The sequence below is a fragment of the Ottowia sp. genome (genome assembly GCF_035444425.1).
Classification (GTDB): Bacteria; Pseudomonadota; Gammaproteobacteria; order Burkholderiales; family Burkholderiaceae_C; genus Ottowia.
Window position 1 is genome coordinate 26367 of the sequence record NZ_DAOMOQ010000021.1, and the last position, 17660, is coordinate 44026.

The 17660-nt window shown below is 69.9% G+C and carries 17 protein-coding genes; 10 read left to right on the top strand and 7 right to left on the bottom strand.

Annotation, left to right across the window (positions count from 1 at the left end):
- The first annotated feature begins 34 nt into the window (after positions 1 to 34).
- Together PK606_RS09855 and PK606_RS09860 are read left to right on the top strand one after the other, a co-directional pair.
- Positions 35 to 442, top strand: coding sequence for a hypothetical protein (locus PK606_RS09855; protein ID WP_324563336.1), 408 nt, complete (start codon positions 35 to 37; stop codon positions 440 to 442).
- A 181-nt stretch (positions 443 to 623) separates the two neighbouring features.
- Positions 624 to 2327, top strand: a complete 1704-nt coding sequence (locus PK606_RS09860) for an AMP-binding protein (RefSeq protein ID WP_324563338.1) — start codon at positions 624 to 626, stop codon at positions 2325 to 2327.
- A gap of 140 nt (positions 2328 to 2467) precedes the next feature.
- Here the strand turns inward: PK606_RS09860 and lysS are convergent, their stop codons facing one another.
- A complete protein-coding gene (lysS, locus tag PK606_RS09865; protein WP_324563340.1) occupies positions 2468 to 4015 on the bottom strand; it encodes a lysine--tRNA ligase in 1548 nt (515 codons plus the stop codon).
- A 110-nt stretch (positions 4016 to 4125) separates the two neighbouring features.
- Between lysS and PK606_RS09870 the strand changes: the two genes are divergently transcribed.
- Genes PK606_RS09870 through PK606_RS09900 form a run of 7 tightly spaced genes read left to right on the top strand, consistent with a single transcriptional unit; the run spans position 4126 to position 11546 of the window.
- Positions 4126 to 5367, top strand: coding sequence for a hypothetical protein (locus PK606_RS09870; RefSeq protein ID WP_324563341.1), 1242 nt, complete (start codon positions 4126 to 4128; stop codon positions 5365 to 5367).
- 24 nt (positions 5368 to 5391) lie between these two features.
- Positions 5392 to 6060 (top strand): class I SAM-dependent methyltransferase, encoded by a 669-nt coding sequence (locus tag PK606_RS09875; protein ID WP_324563344.1) that lies wholly within the window; start codon positions 5392 to 5394, stop codon positions 6058 to 6060.
- 3 nt (positions 6061 to 6063) lie between these two features.
- Entirely contained in the window at positions 6064 to 7077 is a 1014-nt protein-coding gene (locus PK606_RS09880) for a glycosyltransferase family 2 protein (protein ID WP_324563408.1), read from the top strand.
- A gap of 36 nt (positions 7078 to 7113) precedes the next feature.
- Positions 7114 to 8277 carry a DegT/DnrJ/EryC1/StrS family aminotransferase gene (locus PK606_RS09885; RefSeq protein ID WP_324563347.1) on the top strand — a complete coding sequence of 388 codons (1164 nt, stop codon included), beginning with the start codon at positions 7114 to 7116 and terminating at the stop codon, positions 8275 to 8277.
- Positions 8278 to 8285: 8 nt separating this feature from the next.
- Positions 8286 to 9032, top strand: coding sequence for a class I SAM-dependent methyltransferase (locus tag PK606_RS09890; protein WP_324563349.1), 747 nt, complete (start codon positions 8286 to 8288; stop codon positions 9030 to 9032).
- Positions 9029 to 9646 carry a sugar transferase gene (locus PK606_RS09895; RefSeq protein WP_324563352.1) on the top strand — a complete coding sequence of 206 codons (618 nt, stop codon included), beginning with the start codon at positions 9029 to 9031 and terminating at the stop codon, positions 9644 to 9646. The genes PK606_RS09890 and PK606_RS09895 overlap by 4 nt, the downstream gene beginning before the upstream one ends.
- A gap of 58 nt (positions 9647 to 9704) precedes the next feature.
- A complete protein-coding gene (locus PK606_RS09900; protein ID WP_324563354.1) occupies positions 9705 to 11546 on the top strand; it encodes a polysaccharide biosynthesis protein in 1842 nt (613 codons plus the stop codon).
- Between the two features lie 33 nt (positions 11547 to 11579).
- Here the strand turns inward: PK606_RS09900 and PK606_RS09905 are convergent, their stop codons facing one another.
- The gene (locus PK606_RS09905) at positions 11580 to 12221 is read right to left on the bottom strand and encodes an LON peptidase substrate-binding domain-containing protein (protein ID WP_324563356.1); all 642 of its coding nucleotides are present in this window, start codon (positions 12219 to 12221) and stop codon (positions 11580 to 11582) included.
- Between the two features lie 147 nt (positions 12222 to 12368).
- Here PK606_RS09905 and PK606_RS09910 point away from each other — a divergent pair, with 147 nt between their 5' ends.
- Complete coding sequence (locus PK606_RS09910; RefSeq protein ID WP_324563358.1) at positions 12369 to 12941, top strand: YggT family protein; 573 nt, start codon at positions 12369 to 12371, stop codon at positions 12939 to 12941.
- 30 nt (positions 12942 to 12971) lie between these two features.
- Here the strand turns inward: PK606_RS09910 and accD are convergent, their stop codons facing one another.
- The 5 genes from accD to truA form a co-directional block, all read right to left on the bottom strand.
- Positions 12972 to 13844, bottom strand: coding sequence for an acetyl-CoA carboxylase, carboxyltransferase subunit beta (accD, locus tag PK606_RS09915; protein WP_324563360.1), 873 nt, complete (start codon positions 13842 to 13844; stop codon positions 12972 to 12974).
- A 26-nt stretch (positions 13845 to 13870) separates the two neighbouring features.
- The gene (gene trpA / locus PK606_RS09920) at positions 13871 to 14680 is read right to left on the bottom strand and encodes a tryptophan synthase subunit alpha (RefSeq protein ID WP_324563362.1); all 810 of its coding nucleotides are present in this window, start codon (positions 14678 to 14680) and stop codon (positions 13871 to 13873) included.
- The gene (gene trpB, locus PK606_RS09925; RefSeq protein ID WP_324563363.1) at positions 14677 to 15960 is read right to left on the bottom strand and encodes a tryptophan synthase subunit beta; all 1284 of its coding nucleotides are present in this window, start codon (positions 15958 to 15960) and stop codon (positions 14677 to 14679) included. The genes trpA and trpB overlap by 4 nt, the downstream gene beginning before the upstream one ends.
- A gap of 7 nt (positions 15961 to 15967) precedes the next feature.
- Positions 15968 to 16687 carry a phosphoribosylanthranilate isomerase gene (locus PK606_RS09930; protein WP_502920822.1) on the bottom strand — a complete coding sequence of 240 codons (720 nt, stop codon included), beginning with the start codon at positions 16685 to 16687 and terminating at the stop codon, positions 15968 to 15970.
- A 146-nt stretch (positions 16688 to 16833) separates the two neighbouring features.
- Complete coding sequence (gene truA, locus PK606_RS09935; RefSeq protein WP_324563369.1) at positions 16834 to 17616, bottom strand: tRNA pseudouridine(38-40) synthase TruA; 783 nt, start codon at positions 17614 to 17616, stop codon at positions 16834 to 16836.
- Between the last annotated feature and the right edge of the window lie 44 nt (positions 17617 to 17660).

The following is a 17660-nucleotide window of genomic DNA, read 5'->3' on the forward strand; positions in this document are numbered from 1 at the left end:
CGAACTTTCCGTGTCATCCACGTTCTCACTGGACATGAACGGTATGTTTTTTCGTCAACTGCCGCCGCCATCATCCGCTGGTGGCGGGGCTTTCGAGCGCGTCATGGCGCGCGTGCTGGGCCTGCTGGTGTGGGTGACACTGGCCGCGATGGCGCTGGTGTTCGCACTCAGCTTGGCCGTCTGGCTGGTCGTGATGGTGGTCGTCAGCTTGGTGGCCAGCGTGTTCACCGGGCGTCCGGCCGCCGTCACCGTGCTGTGGCGCCGCTACCGCGAACTGACGCGCCAGCGCTGGCCGCAGCGCCCGGATGCCAGCAGCACGCCGCGTGCCGATGCGGCGAGCGCCACCGGTGCGGCGCGGCCGACCGGTGTCGAGGACGTGGCCTGGCGCGAGGTGCCAGCCGCCCGGGACAAGGCCGGGGCGCGCGACGATCCGGCTGGCTGACGGCTTCCCCGAACAGTCGGCCATGATGCCGCTGCGGCTTGATGCCAGGCAAGAAATCCGGCTGATGTCTGCGTCGCATGCGAGCGCACGCGGGCGACGCGGCTAAGATGCCCTGGTAGACCGCCGCGCCACGGTCGGCGTGGCGGTTTGGTTGACGACCACCTACCACCGGAGACGATCCATGGCTGCCACTGCCCATGCTGCCTTCATCCAGGCGCGCGACTTCCTGCTCCAGCACCGCACCGACTACGACACCGCCTACCGCGATTTCCGCTGGCCGCAGCTCACCGAGTTCAACTGGGCGCTCGATCATTTCGACGTCATGGCGCGCGGCAATGAGGCCACCGCCCTGCACATCGTCGGCGAGGACGGCAGCGAGCTGAAGCGCAGCTTCGCGCAGATGAGTGCGCGTTCGGACCAGGTCGCCAACTGGCTGCGCGGCGCCGGTGTCAAGCGCGGTGACCGCGTGCTGATGATGCTGGGCAACGAGCTGGCGCTGTGGGAACTGATGCTGGCCTGCATCAAGCTGGGCGCGGTGATGATTCCGGCCACCATGCTGCTCACCACCGATGACCTGCGCGACCGGCTGGAGCGTGGCGGCGTCAGGCACGTCGTCGTCGCCAGCGAGCAGGCGGCCAAGTTCGCCGATCTGCCCGGCGACTACACGCGCATCACGGTCGGCGCCGCGATCGAAGGCTGGCTCAGCTTCAGCGGCAGCGTGCAGACCGCGACGACCTTCACGCCCGACGGCCCGACGCAGGCCGATGACCCGCTGCTGCTGTACTTCACCAGCGGCACCACCTCCAAGCCCAAGCTGGTGCTGCACACGCAGCAGAGCTACCCGGTCGGGCACCTGAGCACCATGTACTGGATCGGGCTGCAGCCGGGCGACGTGCACCTGAACATCTCCTCGCCCGGCTGGGCCAAGCACGCCTGGAGCTGCTTCTTCGCACCCTGGAATGCGGGCGCCACCATCTTCATCTTCAACTACGCGCGCTTCTCGGCGCCGGCGCTGCTCGGCGTGCTGGAGCGCTACAAGGTGACCAGCCTGTGCGCACCGCCCACCGTCTGGCGCATGCTGATCCAGGAAGACCTGAGCGCATGGAAGGGCCGGCTCAGCCTGCGCGAGGTGATCGGCGCGGGCGAGCCGCTCAACCCGGAGATCATCGACCAGGTGCAGGGTGCCTGGGGCCTGACCCTGCGCGATGGCTACGGCCAGACCGAGACCACGGCGCAGATCGGCAACCCGCCGGGCCTGCCGATCAAGCCCGGCAGCATGGGACGGCCGCTGCCTGGCTACGAGGTGGTGCTGCTGGATCTGGACGACCAGCCGGCCGGCGAGGGCGAGGTGTCGCTGACGCTCGCCGTGCGCCCGCTCGGCCTGATGACGGCCTACGAGGACAGCCCGGAGAAGACCGCCGAGGTCATGCGCGGCGGCTGCTACCGTACCGGCGACACCGCCGCGCGCGATGCCGACGGCTACATCACCTTCGTCGGCCGTGCCGACGACGTGTTCAAGGCCAGCGACTACCGCATCAGTCCGTTCGAGCTGGAAAGCTGCCTGATCGAGCACCCCGCAGTGACCGAGGTTGCCATCGTGCCCAGCCCCGATCCGGTACGACTGGCGGTGCCCAAGGCTTTCCTGACGCTGCTGCCCGGCGAGACGCCGAGCGCCGAGCTGGCCGAGGCCATTTTTGCCTTCTCACGCCAGAAGCTGGCGCCGTACAAGCGCGTGCGCCGCATCCAGTTCGTCACCGAGCTGCCCAAGACCATCAGCGGCAAGATCCGGCGCGTCGAGATGCGCACCAGCGAGAACGCGCGGCAGGAGGGCAGCCGCGCCGAGCACGAATACTTCGAGGACGATTTCCCGGCGCTGAAGGGTTGACTGCGCTCGAACTGGTGCGCGGGCGCGGCTCGATGCAGGCGATCCGATCGATCGAAGCTCCTGGTCCAGCGCTTGCGCGGAAGGGCGTGACCTGACCCCTTTGATGAGGAGGAGGCGCAACAGCGCCTCGGGGCAGGGTGTCAGGCCTCGTGCCGCAGCGCCGGGAACAGGATCACGTCGCGGATGCTCGGGCTGTCGGTCAGCAGCATCATGAAGCGGTCGATGCCGACGCCGCAGCCGCCGGTGGGCGGCATGCCGTATTCCAGCGCGCGGATGAAGTCGGCGTCGTAGAACATGGCTTCCTCGTCGCCGGCGTCCTTGGCGCTGGCCTGGGCGGCAAAACGCGCGGCCTGGTCCTCGGCGTCGTTCAGTTCGGAGAAGCCGTTGGCCATCTCGCGGCCGGTGATGTAGAGCTCGAAGCGCTCGGTCACCTCGGGCCGCGCATCGTTGGCGCGTGCCAGCGGGCTGATCTCGGTCGGGTGCTCCATGATGAAGGTCGGCTGCCACAGGTGCTGCTCGACCTCTTCCTCGAAGTACATCACCTGCAGGCTGGCCAGGCTGCGCTGCGACAGCCGGTCCTTCTCTTCTGTCAGGCCGAGCTTCTTCAGCCGCCGCGTCAGCTCGGCCGCGTCGTCCACATGGGCGCCGATGTCGGTGTGCGCGTGCAGCGCCTCGCGGATGGTCATGCGCTTGAACGGCTGGCCCAGGTCGATCTCGCGACCCTGGTAGCTCAGCTGCAGCGTGCCGACCGCCTGCTGCGCGCTGTCGCGGATCAGCGCCTCGGTGAAATCCATCAGGTCCTGGTAGTTCCAGTACGCGGCGTAGAACTCCATCATCGTGAACTCGGGGTTGTGCCGCACGCTGATGCCCTCGTTGCGGAAGCTCCGATTGATCTCGAACACGCGCTCGAAGCCGCCGACGATCAGGCGCTTCAGGTACAGCTCGGGCGCGATGCGCAGATACATGCGCTGGTCGAGCGCGTTGTGGTGCGTGACGAAGGGCTTGGCGTTGGCGCCGCCCGGGATCGGGTGCAGCATCGGCGTCTCGACTTCCATGAAGCCATGGCCGGTCATGAAGCTGCGCATCGCGCCCAGCATCGCGCTGCGGGCGCGGAAGCGCTCGCGCGCGGCCTCGTCCATGATCAGGTCGACGTAGCGCTGGCGGTACTTCAGCTCCTGGTCCTGCATGCCGTGGAACTTGTCCGGCAGCGGACGCAGGCTTTTCGTGAGCAGGCGGATGCGGCTGGCGTGGATCGACAGCTCGCCGGTCCGGGTCTTGAACAAATGGCCTTCGGCGGCCACGATGTCGCCCAGGTCCCAGTGCTTGAAGGCCTCGTAGTCGGCCTCGCCGACGTCGTCGCGGGCGACGTAGATCTGGATGCGGCCGGTGGCGTCCTGCAAGGTGGCGAAGCTGGCCTTGCCCATCACGCGCTTGAGCATCATGCGGCCGGCCACGCTGGCTTTGATCTTGTTGCCGGCGGCGATGTCGGCGTCCAGCGCCGGCTTGTCGGCGTCGCCATGCGCCGCATGCAGGGCGGCGGCGCGGTCGCGCGGCTTGAAGTCGTTCGGGAATGCCACGCCACCGCCACCGGCCTGCTGCTCGCGCAGGCTGCGCAGTTTCTCGCGCCGCTCGGCGATCAGCTTGTTCTCGTCGGGCGCTTCGGCGGCGGGGCTTGGTTCCTGGGACATGACGGTTCAGTGGAAAATAAATGGCCAGCCATGACGCCAGCCAAACCCATGATTTTACTTGCCGCTGTCTTGGGCGCGCATTGTCGTGCCTGCGTGCGGCCGGGCACTGCATGCAGCGCGTGCTAGGCCCGCTGCGGCGCTGGCTGGGCGCCGCCGTGGCGTGGACGGCGGCGCAGCATCTGGCCTACTTCGCCAGCGCCTGGCTGGTGACGGCGCTGGCCGGCGCGGCGGCGTTCGGCGCGCTCGGGCAGGCGCTGGTGCTGGCGCTGATCGGCAGCCTGGCGGCCGGTCTGCGGCTCGATTACGCGGCGCAACTGGCGCGGCGCGAGGGACTGGCCCAGCCGCTGTTCGTGCTGGCCGAGCGGCTGGCATGGGCGATTGGAGCGTTGGCTGCGGCGCTGGCGCTGCCGGCCTGGTGGCTGGGCTGGGCGCCGATGTGGCTGCCGGCCGGCGCCCTGGCGATCACGCCGCTGGCCCTGCTGCAGGTGCTGGCGGCGCGCCATGTGCGCGCGGGCGCAGTGGTGCCGGCCGCCGCCGTGCGCGCCGGGCCGGCGCTGCTGATGCTGCCCCTGCAGGCCCTGCTGGCAGGTTCGCCGCGCTTCGATGCGGTGGTGTGGTCGGTGCCGCTGGCGGCCTGGCTGGTCTGGCTTGTGCTGCGCCGGCGCCATCGCGGCAGCCGGGGTGCGCCAGCACCGGGCGATTGGCGGCGGTTGCGGCGTGCAGCCCGTGCACGCTGGCCGTTCGTGCGCGCCGAATGGCCGAGCCTGATGCTGAACACCGCCGCCAACCACGGCCAGGTGCTGGTGGTGGGTGTGCTGGCGGGCGACGTGGCCGCGGGTGTGATGGCGCTGGCGCTGCGCATCGCCATGCTGCCGACCAGCCTGCTGGGGCCGGCCCTGGCCGACGCCTTGCGCACGCGCGTGGTTGCCGCCCGCACCCGGGCGGCGGCGCGGGCGCTGGTCACGCGCGTGCTGCCCTGGCTGGTGGGCGGATCGCTGGCGGTGCATCTGCTCGCCTGGCTGGCCGTGCCGCTGTGTGCCTGGTTCTTCGCGCCGCAGGGGCTGGAGCTGGTGCAGGCGGCGCGGGTGCTGCTGGCGCTGGGCCTGCTGCGGCTGGCGATCAGCCCGGTGACTTTCCTGCTTGCCTGGCGTGGCTGGGTCGGCCTGAACCTGCTGGGCCAGTCGCTGCTGTTCCTCGCCGCCCTGGGTGCGGCCTGGTGGGGCGTGCAGCGTGGCGGCGTATCCACGGTGGCCTGGGGCTACACGCTGGTCGCGGCCGGCATCTACCTGGGCTACCTGTGGGCCAGCTGGCAGGCGGTGCAGGGCGGTGTTCAGGGTGACAATCGCGCATGAACACGAACGGATGATGCGGACTTCATGAGCAGGCACGGCAACGTCGGCGCGGCGCGCGAGGCCTCACTGGCGCGCGAGTTCTACATCGCGGCGCACAACTTCACGCCCGAGCACCTGCATTCGCTGTCATTCCAGGTGCTGCAGATCCATGGCTTCATGCCGCGGCGCGTGCTCGAAGTGGGCATCGGCAACGGCTTCGTCTCGACCTATCTGCGGCAAAGCGGGATCGAGGTGGTGACGGCCGACATCAATCCGGGGCTGGGTGCCGACATCGTGGCGCCGCTGGCCGAGTTGCCGCAGAAGCTGACGGATACGCGCCCGTTCGACGTGGTGTCGTGCTGCGAGGTGCTCGAGCACATGCCGCTGGCGCAACTGGATGACAACCTGCGCACGCTCGCCGGCCTGGCGCGCAACGCCTTCATCTCGCTGCCGGGGCACTGGCCCTGGCTGGGCTTCAGCGGCCGCCTCGGACTGCACAACCGCTTCGTCGACGTCTGCCTGGGCGTGCGCATCCCCAACCGGCGCCGGCTCACCGACGGCCACTACTGGGAGATCCATTCCGAATGGGCGACGCGCCGCTCGGCCCTGATCGCGCGCATGCGGCGGCATTTCGGCCGTGTCGAAGCAGGGGTGTTCCCGATGCACCGCTACCACTACTTCTTCCGCTGCCTGGGCAGCAAGGGCGTGGCCTGAGTGCTGCTGTCGGTGATCGCCCCCTGTCGCAACGAGGCAGCGCATATCGGGCCGTTCTGCGAGAGCGTGGCGGCGCAGCAGCTGCCGCCCGGGGTCGAGCTGGAGGTGCTGATCGCCGACGGCCGCAGCGATGACGGCACGCGCGATCGGCTCGATGACTGGTGCATGCGTGATGCACGCTTTCGCTGGCTGGACAACCCCGATCTGATCGTCTCCAGCGGCCTCAACCGCTGCATTGCTGCCGCGCGCGGCGAGGTACTGGCGCGGCTGGACCTGCACAGCAGCTATGCGCCCGACTACCTGGGGCAATGCCTGGCGGCGCTGCAGCGCAGCGGTGCCGACAACGTCGGCGGTCCGTGGCGGGCCGTCGGCCACACGCCGATGCAAAGCGCCATCGCGGCGGCCTTCCAGTCGCGCTGGGTGGTCGGCGGTGCGCGCTCGCGTGACCTGGACTACGAGGGCGAGGTGGACACGGTCTACCTCGGCTGCTGGCCGCGCGCCAGCCTCGAGCGCTTCGGCGGCTTCGACGAGCAGCTGGTGCGCAACCAGGACGATGAGCACAACCTGCGCATCCGCCTGCAGGGTGGGCGCATCTGGCAGAGCAGCGCGATCCGCTCCACCTACACGCCGCGCGGCTCGCTGCGGCAGCTGTTCCGCCAGCAGTTCCAGTACGGCTACTGGCGGCCGTTCGTGATGCGCAAGCACGGGCAACCGGGCTCGCTGCGGCAACTGGTGCCGGCGGCCTTCGTGGCGGCCATCGCGCTGGCTCTGCTGCTGCTGCCGTGGTGGCGCTGGCCGCTGGCCGGCCTGGCGCTGGCCTATGGTGGTTATCTGGCGACGGCGACAGTGCTTGCAGCACTGCAGGCGCCAAGAGAGAGGTCGGCGAGTGTGCTGCTGCGGCTGCCGCCGGTGATTGCCGCGTATCAACTCGGCTACGGCCTCGGTAGCTGGCGCGGGCTGCTGGATCTGCTGCGCGGGCGGCGCGTGACGGGTGCGTCGGCGAAAATGAGCCGTTGATCCACCGCCGTGCGTTGCATTCCCTGACTTGGCTCCATGACCGACGCCAACCCGCCGTTCCTGCCCTTCGCACGCCCCGACATCGGCGACGCTGAAGTCGAGGCGGTGGCGCGCGCCCTGCGCTCGGGCTGGGTGACGACCGGACCCGAGACCCGCGCGTTCGAGCAGGAATTCGCCGCCTGCCTGGGTGGCGGCGTGCACGCGGTCGCAGTCAACTCGGCCACGGCGGGCCTGCACCTGGCGCTGGAGTCGATCGGCGTCGGCGCCGGCGACGAGGTGATCGCGCCGACGCTGACCTTCACCGCCACGGTCGAGGTGGCGCGCTACCTGGGCGCGGACGCGGTGCTGGTCGACGTCGATCCGGTCACGCTCAACATCGACCCGGCGGGCATCGCCGCCGCCATCACGCCGCGCACCCGCGCCATCCTGCCGGTGCACTACGGCGGTCTGGCCTGCGACATGGACGCGATCTTCGCGCTGGCACGCAGCAACGGCCTGCAGGTGGTCGAGGATGCCGCGCACGCGCTGCCCGCCACGCACGGTGGCAGGCTGGTCGGCAGCTTGCCGAGCGCGGCGTCGGTGTTCAGCTTCTACGCCAACAAGACCATCACCACCGGTGAGGGCGGCATGGTGGTGACGCGCGACGAGCGGCTTGCCGCGCGCATGCGCGTGATGCGCCTGCACGGCATCAGCCGCGATGCCTTCGACCGCTTTTCCAGCCGCACCCCGGCCTGGTACTACGAGGTCATCGCGCCCGGCTTCAAGTACAACCTGACCGACGTCGCGGCGGCGCTGGGGCGGGTGCAGCTGGCGCGCCTGCCGACCTTCGTGCAACGCCGCCGGCAGCTGGCGGCGCGCTACCTGCACGAGCTGAAGAGTCTGCCGCTGCTGCTGCCCGCCGATGCGCCGGCCGGCGAGACCCACGCTTGGCATCTGTTCGTGATCCGCCTGCGCGAGGATGCCAAGGTGACGCGTGACGGAGTGATCGGGGCCTTGAGCGAGGCCGGCATCGGCACCAGCGTGCACTATGTGCCGCTGCACCGCCAGCCCTACTGGCGCGATCGCTATCGCCTGACGCCGGAGCAGTTTCCGGTGGCGGAGCAGGCCTACCAGCGCATGCTCAGCATCCCGCTGTTCACGGCGATGAGCGACGACGAGCAGACGCGCGTGATCGCGGCGCTGAAGGCGGTGGTGCGATGAGCGGCGTCTTGCCGGGATCACCCGCGGGTGCCGGCCGGGGGCTGCTGCGCCGTGATCCGGTCGGCGCCAGCCGGGCACGCCTGGCCTGCTTCGGCTGGAGCGCGCGCGCCTGGTCGCGGCCGTGGCTGGATTTCGTGCGCGCGCATCCGGGCCTGCAGCTGCGTGAGGCACTCGAGATCGGCGCCGGCTCGCGCTCGTCGCTGGCGCCGCTGCTGCTGGACCTGGCGCAACGGGTGGAATGCTCGGCGCACGATGCGGCGATGCTGCCGGCGATCGAGGCGCTGAATGCACGCGTGCTGAGCGCCGACGAGCGCCAGCGTGTCGTCTACACGCGGCAGGACGCGCGGGCGCTCAGCGGGTGCTGGGATCTGATCGTGCTGAAATCCGTGCTCGGCGGATTGCACCGCATGCACGACTCGTCGATCAGCGATGTGCATGCCACCATCGAGGGGCTCCAGGCGCACCTGAACCCGGGCGGGCTGCTGGTGACGCTGGACAACGGACGCACCGCGCTCGAGCCGTTGCTGACGCGGCTGGGTTCGCGCCGCAATGGCTGGCGTTTCCTTCGCCACGAGGATTTCCCGCCGGCCGATGCCTGCTACGGCTTCGGTGTGCTGAGTGTCGGCTCGGCCGCGACCCGGCTCGGCTGGCTCGGGCGCCGGATCGACGACGGCTTGTTCCTGCTCGACTGCGTGCTGTCGCCGTGGGCACGTCGCCATGCGGTGCTGCTGCATGTCTACCGGCGACCCGCATGAATGCGGCGCTGGCGCAGCGGCAGGCCGGCAAGCGGGTTATGGATCTGGTGCTGACCGTGCTCGCTTTGCCGCTCGCGCTGCCCTTGATGGCGCTGCTGGCGCTGTGGGTTCGGCTCGACTCGCCGGGGCCGGCGCTGTTCCGGCAGCAGCGCGTCGGGCTGGGCGGACGCTTGTTTCGCATCCACAAGTTCCGCACCATGCGGCTGCACGACGCCAGCGGACCGCAGCTGACGGCGGCGGGCGATGCACGCATCACGCGTGCCGGGCGCTGGCTGCGGCGCACCAAGCTGGATGAGTTGCCGCAGTTGATCGACGTGTTGAAGGGGGACATGAGCCTGGTCGGGCCGCGCCCCGAGGTGCCGCGCTACATGGCGCTGTACCCGGACGATGTGCGCCAGCGCATCCTGTCGGTGCGCCCCGGCATCACCGACCGCGCGGCGATCGAGTTCCGCGACGAGGAGCGCCTGCTGGCGGCCAGCGACGACCCGGAGCAGACCTATGTGCAGGCCATCATGCCGGTCAAGCAGCGCTACTACATCGACTACGTCGAGCGGCACAGCGTCGTCGGCGACCTGCGCATCCTGCTCGATACCGCGCGGGCGGTGCTGCGATGAACCGGTGTGCAAGCTGCGACACGTGCACGACATGGCGGGCGCAGCGCGGGGCGCCGGCATGCTGAGCACCTGGCGCCACAACCTGGTCAGCAAGAGCTGGCTGGTCGATCTGCCGCTGATCGCCCTGGCCTGGTGGGCGGCGTTCTGGCTGCGCTTCAATCTGGAACTGCCGCCGCCATACCTCGGCCACGCGCTGCTGACCACGCCGATCGCGCTCGGCTGCATGGCGCTGGGGCTGGCGCTGGCGCGCGTGCCGCGCCAGTCGTGGCGCTACGTCAGCCTGGCCGATCTGCGCCAGCTGGCGGCAGGCGTGGCACTGGGGCTGGTGTTGACGACGGCGCTGGTGATGGGGTTGCGCATCGAGGGTTTTCCGCGCTCGGTGTTCCCGATCGGCGGCATCCTCGCCCTGGTGCTGCTGGCCGGCGCACGCGCAGCCTGGCGCACGCTGACCGAGCGTGCCCGCGTGCAGGAGCTGCCGCCGGGCCCGCGCCAGCCACTGCTGATCGCCGGCACGCTGGAGGAGGCCGACCACACCCTGCGCACGCTCAAGGGCGTGAGCGGCTGGCGCGTGACGGGCATCGTCTCGCCGCAGGCGCAGGACGTGGGCCGCACGCTGCATGGCGTGCCGGTGCTGGGCGCGCCCGACGCGCTGGCCGGGATCGCCGCTGAGCAGCGGGTCGGCACGCTGCTGCTCGCCAGTCCGCCGGGCGCGGCACTGCGGCGTGAACTGATGCTGCGCTGGTCGGGAGCCGCCGAGCTGAAGCTGCTGACCCTGCCCTCGGCCGACGAACTGCTGCGTCCGGGCGCCGTGCCGGCACCGCGCCAGGTGCGGCTGGAGGACCTGCTGGGCCGGACTCCGGTGCAGCTGGACGAGCAGGGTCTGGCCGGGCTGTTCAGCGGTCAGACCGTGCTGGTGACCGGTGCCGGCGGCTCGATCGGCGCCGAGCTGTGCCGCCAGGTGGCGCGCTTCGGCGCCGCGCGGCTGGTCTGCGTGGACGTGTCCGAGTACGCGAGCTACCGCCTGGAGCAGGAGCTGCAGCGCAGCTTTCCTGCACTGGAAGGCATTTACTACACCGCCAACGTGCGCGATGCGGACCGGCTGCGCGCCATCGTGCGGACGCACCGACCGGCGGTGCTGCTGCACGCGGCGGCCTACAAGCACGTGCCGCTGATGGAGGCAGACAACCAGATCGAGGCGCTGCATACCAACGTGCTGGGCACGCTGAACGCCGTGCGGGCCGCTGGCGAGGCCGGGGTGGCGCGCTTCGTGCTGGTCTCGACCGACAAGGCGGTGAACCCGACCAGCGTGATGGGCGCCAGCAAGCGGCTGGCGGAACAGCTGGTGCAGGCGCTGGCCGGCCGTTATCCGGCGACGCAGTTCGTCTCGGTGCGCTTTGGCAACGTGCTGGGTTCCAGCGGCTCGGTGGTGCCCTTGTTCACGGCGCAGATCGAGCAGGGCGGGCCGGTCACCGTGACGCATCCCGAGATCGTGCGCTACTTCATGACTATTCCCGAGGCCGCGCAGCTGGTGCTGCAGGCCGGTTTGATGGGACGCTCAGGCCAGATCTTCGTGCTCGACATGGGCGAGCCGATCAGGATCGTCGACCTGGCGCGGCTGCTGATCCGGATGTCGGGCCAGAGCGAGCGCGAAGTGCCGATTGCCTTCACCGGCCTGCGCCCGGGCGAGAAGCTGTACGAGGAGTTGCTGGCCGATGATGAAACCAGCGCTGCGACGCCGCATGCCAAGTTGCGCGTGGCCAAGGTCGCGCCGGCGCCGGTGGAGGCGGCGGGGCGCATCGAGGACTGGATTACCACGCTCGGCTGGGCGCCGGACGCAGACCTAGTGCGCACGGGGCTGGCGCGGCTGGTGCCCGAGTTCCGCCCGCCAGCGCGCGGGTAGCTGCGAGCAGCGGTGTTGCTTGCGAGCGCGCGCTCAAGCGGCGCCGGAACCGATCGAGGCCCGGGCCAGCAGATCGGCCACCAGTTCTAGCCGCAGCAGGGGGTTGTCCAGCGCCAACAGCCGCTGCCGTGTCATCAGCGGCAGCGGCAGCAGTTCGCACCAGCGGTTGGCGACCCAGGCGCAGTCGCTGTAGTCGGCATTGTCGGGCGCCGGCGGTGCGATCGGCGTGCGCTCGCGCAGGCGCTGGTGGAACTGGCGCAGCGTTTCGGCGACGTGGCGCAGGTCGTCAGGCACTTGCACCGCCGGGTCATCGGGCAACAGGCGGATGTCGGCGACCCACAGGCCGTGCTTGAGTCGGCTCGAGCGCTCGATGCGAAAGCGCTGCGCGCCGCGACACTCGATCAGCATTAGCCCGGCCTGCGGTTGTTCCAGCCGCGTGATGCGGGCCAGCGTGCCGACTTCGTGCAGCCGCTCCTCGGCGGCGCCCGCCTGGCGCACCTCGTGACCCTGCGCCAGCGCGACCACGCCGAACGGCTGGTCCATCTTGTGGCAGCGGCCGATCATGTTCAGGTAGCGCACCTCGAACACCTGCAAGGGCAGCAGCCCGCCCGGGAACAGCACGGTGCCGAGCGGAAACAGCGGCAGTGGCTCGTCGGGAGGTGGGTCGTTGCTCATGGGGACGTCCACGGTGACACAGCGGTGCCAAGGTTCGGCTTGGGGATGATCCATGTCAAGCGGCCTCGTTATCATCGCACGCGTGCGCTGCTGGCTGGCCCGGTCGAGATCCGTACCGGGCCAAGGCGACGCAGAGCGCGAATACCCATGCTCTACCAAGTGATGACTTTTCTGCTCGAGGTGGCGGTGACCCTGATCGGGGGCGCCGCGCTGGTGCGGCTGTACATGCGCTGGCGCCGGATGTCGATGGGCAATCCGGTCGGGCGCCTGGTGCAGGCGCTGACCGACTGGCTGGTGCTGCCGCTGCAGCGTGTGCTGCCGCCCGGCGACAAGCTCGACGGCGCCAGCCTGCTGGCCGCGTGGCTGCTGAAGCTGCTGCAGTACGCGGCGCTGATGGGCATGCTCGGCCAGGCGCGCTGGACCGTCCTGCCGTTGCTGGCGCTGCTGGGCGTGGCGAAGCTGGCGGTGTCGGTGATCACGGCGCTGGTGATCATCGCGGCGATCCTGTCGTGGACGCAGAGCCCCTCGCTCATCTCCGACGTGCTGGAGCGCCTGTGCGAGCCGCTGCTGGCGCCGGTGCGCCGCGTGGTGCCGCTGATCGGCGGGCTGGATCTGTCGCCGCTGGTGCTGATCATCGGCCTGCAGGTGGTCAGCATCGTGCTGGGCTCCCTGCAGGCCAGGCTGCTCGGCTCGGCGCTGCTGGCCGGTGCCGGCCTGTAGCGTGTGTAGCGCGGCGGGCGGCCGCCGAGCCTACTGCACCGCGTCGGCGGGCTGGCGCTGCAGCATGGCAAGGATGCGGGCGATCTTCTGCCGCAGTTCGCGCCGGTCGCAGATGAAGTCGATCGCGCCCTTGGTCTGCAGGAACTCGGCGCGCTGGAAGCCCTCGGGCAGCTTCACGCGCACGGTGTTCTCGATCACGCGCGGGCCGGCAAAGCCGATCAGCGCCTTGGGTTCGGCGATCACCACGTCGCCGACGAAGGCGAAGCCGGCCGACACGCCGCCCATGGTCGGGTCGGTGAGCACGCTGATGTAGGGCAGCCCCTTCTTGGCCAGCCGGGTGAGCGAGGCGTTGGTCTTGGCCATCTGCATCAGCGACAGCAGGCCTTCCTGCATGCGTGCGCCGCCGGTGGCGGTGAAGCAGATGAAGGGCACCTTCTGCTCGATCGCGGTCTCGACGCCGCGCACGAAGCGCTCGCCGACCACCGAACCCATCGAACCGCCCATGAAGTCGAACTCGAACGCCGCCGCCACCACGCTGATCGAGTGCACGGCGCCGCCCATGACGACCAGGGCGTCGGTCTCGCCGGAATTCTCCAGCGCCTCCTTGAGCCGCTCGGGGTACTTGCGGCTGTCCTTGAACTTCAGCGCGTCGACCGGCAGCACCTCCTGGCCGATCTCGTAGCGGCCCTCGTTGTCGAGGAACACGTTGAGCCGCTCGCGCGCGCCGATGCGGTGGTGGTGGCCGCAGTGCGGGCAGACGTTCTGGTTGCCTTCCAGGTCGGTCTTGTAGAGCACGGTGTCGCACTCGGGGCACTTGACCCACAGGCCCTCGGGCATCTGGCGACGCTCGGAGGATTCCGACTTCTGGATCTTCGGCGGCAGCAGCTTTTCCAGCCAACTCATGGTTTGCTCCTTGAGTGATAGCGCGATTATGCGTCCAGCGCGGCGCGGATCGGGCGCAGGAAGTCCATCGCGGCAGCGGCCACGCGCTCGTGCGGCTGCGTCTCGATGACCTGGATCAGCCGGCTGCCGATGATGACGGCATCGGCCGACTCGCCGATGGCCCGGGCGGTCTTGGCGTCGCGGATGCCGAAGCCGACGCCGACCGGGATTTGCACGTGCTCGCGGATGCGCGGCAGCATGGCGGCGACCTCGGCTGTGTCCAGCGTGCCCGAACCGGTCACGCCCTTGAGCGAGACGTAGTAGACGTAGCCGCTGGCGACGTCGGCCACCTGCTGCATGCGCTCGGGCGTCGAAGTCGGCGCCAGCAGGAAGATCAGGTCCATGCCGGCGGCGCGCAGCGCGGCGGCGAACGCGGTGCATTCCTCGGGCGGGTAGTCGACGATCAGCAGGCCGTCGATGCCGGCGGCGGCGGCATCGCGGATGAAGGCGCCCTCGCCGTGCTTCTGGTCGTAGCGCTCGACCGGGTTGGCGTAGCCCATCAGCACCACCGGCGTGACCATGTCCTTGTCGCGGAAGGTTTTCACCATGACCAGCACCTGGGTCAGGCCGATGCCCAGCGCCAGCGCACGCTCGCCGGCTTTCTGGATCACCGGGCCGTCGGCGCTGGGGTCGGAGAACGGCACGCCCAGCTCGATGATGTCGGCGCCCGCATTGACCATGCCGTGCATCAGTGCCGGCGTGATGTCGGCATAGGGGAAGCCGGCGGTGACGTAGGGGATCAGCGCCTTGCGGCCCTGCGCCTGCAGCGCGGCCAGGGTGGTCTGGATCCGGCTCATGGCTTGACCCCCAGCGCGCGCGGCGCGCCCTTGACCACGTGGCCACGCATCGACGGGCGGTCGAACACCTCGGCGCCATGGAGGTCGGCCACGGTGCCGATGTCTTTGTCGCCGCGGCCTGACAGGCAGACCAGGATCGACTGGTCCTGCCGCATGGTCGGCGCCAGCTTCATCGCGTAGGCCATGGCGTGGCTGGATTCGAGCGCGGGGATGATGCCTTCGGTGCGGCACAGGTGGTGGAAGGCGGCCAGCGCCTCGGCGTCGGTGGCGCCCACATACTCGGCGCGACCGGTGTCCTTGAGCCAGGCATGCTCGGGGCCGACGCCGGGGTAGTCCAAACCGGCGCTGATCGAGTGCGTCTCGGTGATCTGGCCGTTGTCGTCCTGCAGGATGTAGGTGCGGTTGCCGTGCAGCACGCCGCTGGAGCCGCGCTGCAGGCTGGCCGAGTGCTTGCCGCTGTCGAGCCCTTCGCCGGCCGCCTCGACACCGATCAGGCGTGTGCCCTCGTGCGGGATGTAGGGGTAGAAGATGCCCATGGCGTTGCTGCCGCCGCCGACGCAGGCCACCACCACGTCGGGATGGCTGGCGGCGATGTCCTGCGCTGCCAGCAGCTCGGGCATCTGCGTCAGGCATTCGCGCCCGATCACGCTCTGGAAGTCGCGCACCATCATCGGGTAGGGGTGCGGCCCGGCCACGGTGCCGATGATGTAGAAGGTGTTGTCGACGTTGGCGACCCAGTCGCGCATGGCTTCGTTCAGTGCGTCCTTCAGCGTCTTGCTGCCGGACTCCACCGGCACCACGGTGGCGCCGAGCAGCTTCATGCGGTAGACGTTGGGCGACTGGCGTTTGACGTCCTCGCTGCCCATGTAAACCACGCATTCGAGCCCGTAGCGCGCGCAGATGGTGGCCGTGGCCACGCCGTGCTGGCCGGCGCCGGTCTCGGCGATGATGCGCGGCTTGCCCATGCGCTTGGCCAGCATGGCTTGGCCGATCACGTTGTTGATCTTGTGCGCGCCGGTGTGGTTGAGATCCTCGCGCTTGAGGTAGATCTGCGCACCGCCGAGTTCACGGCTGGTGCGCGCGGCGTGGTAGACGGGAGACGGTCGGCCGACGTAGTGCGCCAACTCGTAGCGGAATTCGGCCAGGAAGTCCGGATCGTGCTGGTACTTCGCGTAGGCGTCCTTCAGCTCGTTGATGGCGTAGGTCAGCGTCTCGCTGATGAAGCTGCCGCCGTAGCGGCCGAAATGCCCGCTCGCGTCGGGCTGCTGGTAATCGATCATGGATTCATCAAACTGAGGCGTCCGCCGCACGCACGGCGGCGACGAAACGGTGGATCTTGTCGGCGTCCTTGATGCCCTTCACGGGCTTGCCGTCCGGGCCAACGGCCTCGACGCCGGAGGAAACGTCAACTGCGAGCGAGTAGCCCCGCCCGCGCAATGCGGCGATCCCATCGCTCACGTTTGCAGGTGCGAGCCCACCAGACAAGACGAGGTGAGCGGGTACGTTTGGTGGCAGGCGTGACCAATTAAATGTCTTTCCCCCGCCGCCGAAGCCGGGTGTTTCCGCGTCGAGCAGAATGGCCTGGGCGGCTGTATAGTCGTGGCTGAAGTTTACCAAGTCGAATGGCTCGGCTGCCCGTGGGGAAATGCGCGCCGCGCGCCAGAACGGGCGGCCGCAGTGTGCCGCGATGGCAGCGCACTCGGCGGCCGATTCATCGCCGTGGAACTGCAGCGTCGCCCCCGGCACGCCCGCGCTGGCAGCCAGGATGTCGTTAGCCCGCGCATTCACGAACAGCAGCACCGGCGTCAGCATCGGCGGCAGGCGGCGTGCCAGTTCGGCTGCGCGCCCGGGTGCGACGTAGCGCGGGCTGGGCGGGTAGAGCACGAAGCCGATCGCATCCACCCCGGCGGCGACGGCGGCATCGACGTCCTGCTCGCGCGTCAGACCGCAGATCTTGATGCGGGTGCGCGGCGAAACGATGACCGCGCTGCCGCCGCGCCGTCCCAAGGCGGCGAGCGCCCCCTCGGGGGGCAGCGCACCATGTGCAGCAGGAAGCGTGGGGGCCTCCGAGCCGCCGCTGGGCCGCCCCGAGGCGGCGAGCGCCCCCTCGGGGGGCAGCGCACGATGCGCAGCAGGAAGCGTGGGGGCCTTGTTCATGGTAACCAATCATAGGCCGCGCTGCGCTCGGGGAGGCCCCAGTGCGGCTCGTAGCGCGGACCCAGGAAGTACAGGCCGTCGGCCGCGAAGGTGGGCGCGGCGGCGTCTCGGCTACGCGCCTCGCGCACCTCGCGCAGCCAGTCCGGCGCCTGCAGCCCCTGGCCGACCTGTAGCAGGCAGCCCATGATGTTGCGGATCATGTGGTGCAGGAAGGCGCTGGCCTCGAAATCGAAGCGCCAGTAGGCGCCGCGGCGCGTGATCTCGATGCGGCGCAGATCCTTGACCGGCGACAGCGCCTGGCATTCGCTGGCGCGAAACGAGCTGAAGTCGTGCTCGCCGTGCAGGTGCACCGCCGCCGCCCGCATGGCCGCGTCATCGAGCGGCCGGAACACCCAGCCGACGCGGCCGGCTTCCAGGCTGGGCCGCACGGGGGATTCGAGCACCACGTAGGCGTAGCGCCGTGCCAGCGCGCTGGCGCGGGCGTGGAAGGTGTCCGGCACGGCTTGCGCCCATTGCACCGCGATGTCGGCCGGCAGGAAGCGGTTGGTGCCGCGCACCCAGGAGAAGGGTTCGCGGCGCAGCGGGGTATCGAAGTGCACCACCTGCATCAGGCCGTGGACACCGGCATCGGTGCGGCCGGCGCAGAGCGTCGACACCGGCTGGGTGCTGAACTCGGCCAGGGCCCGCTCCAGCCGGTCCTGGACAGTGCGTCCGGAGGGCTGGCTTTGCCAGCCCTGGTAGGCGGTGCCGAGGTAGCTGATGCCGAGCGCGATTCTCACGGCCTGCATTGTCGCCGCAGCGGCGTGGCGCGCGCGCCGACGAT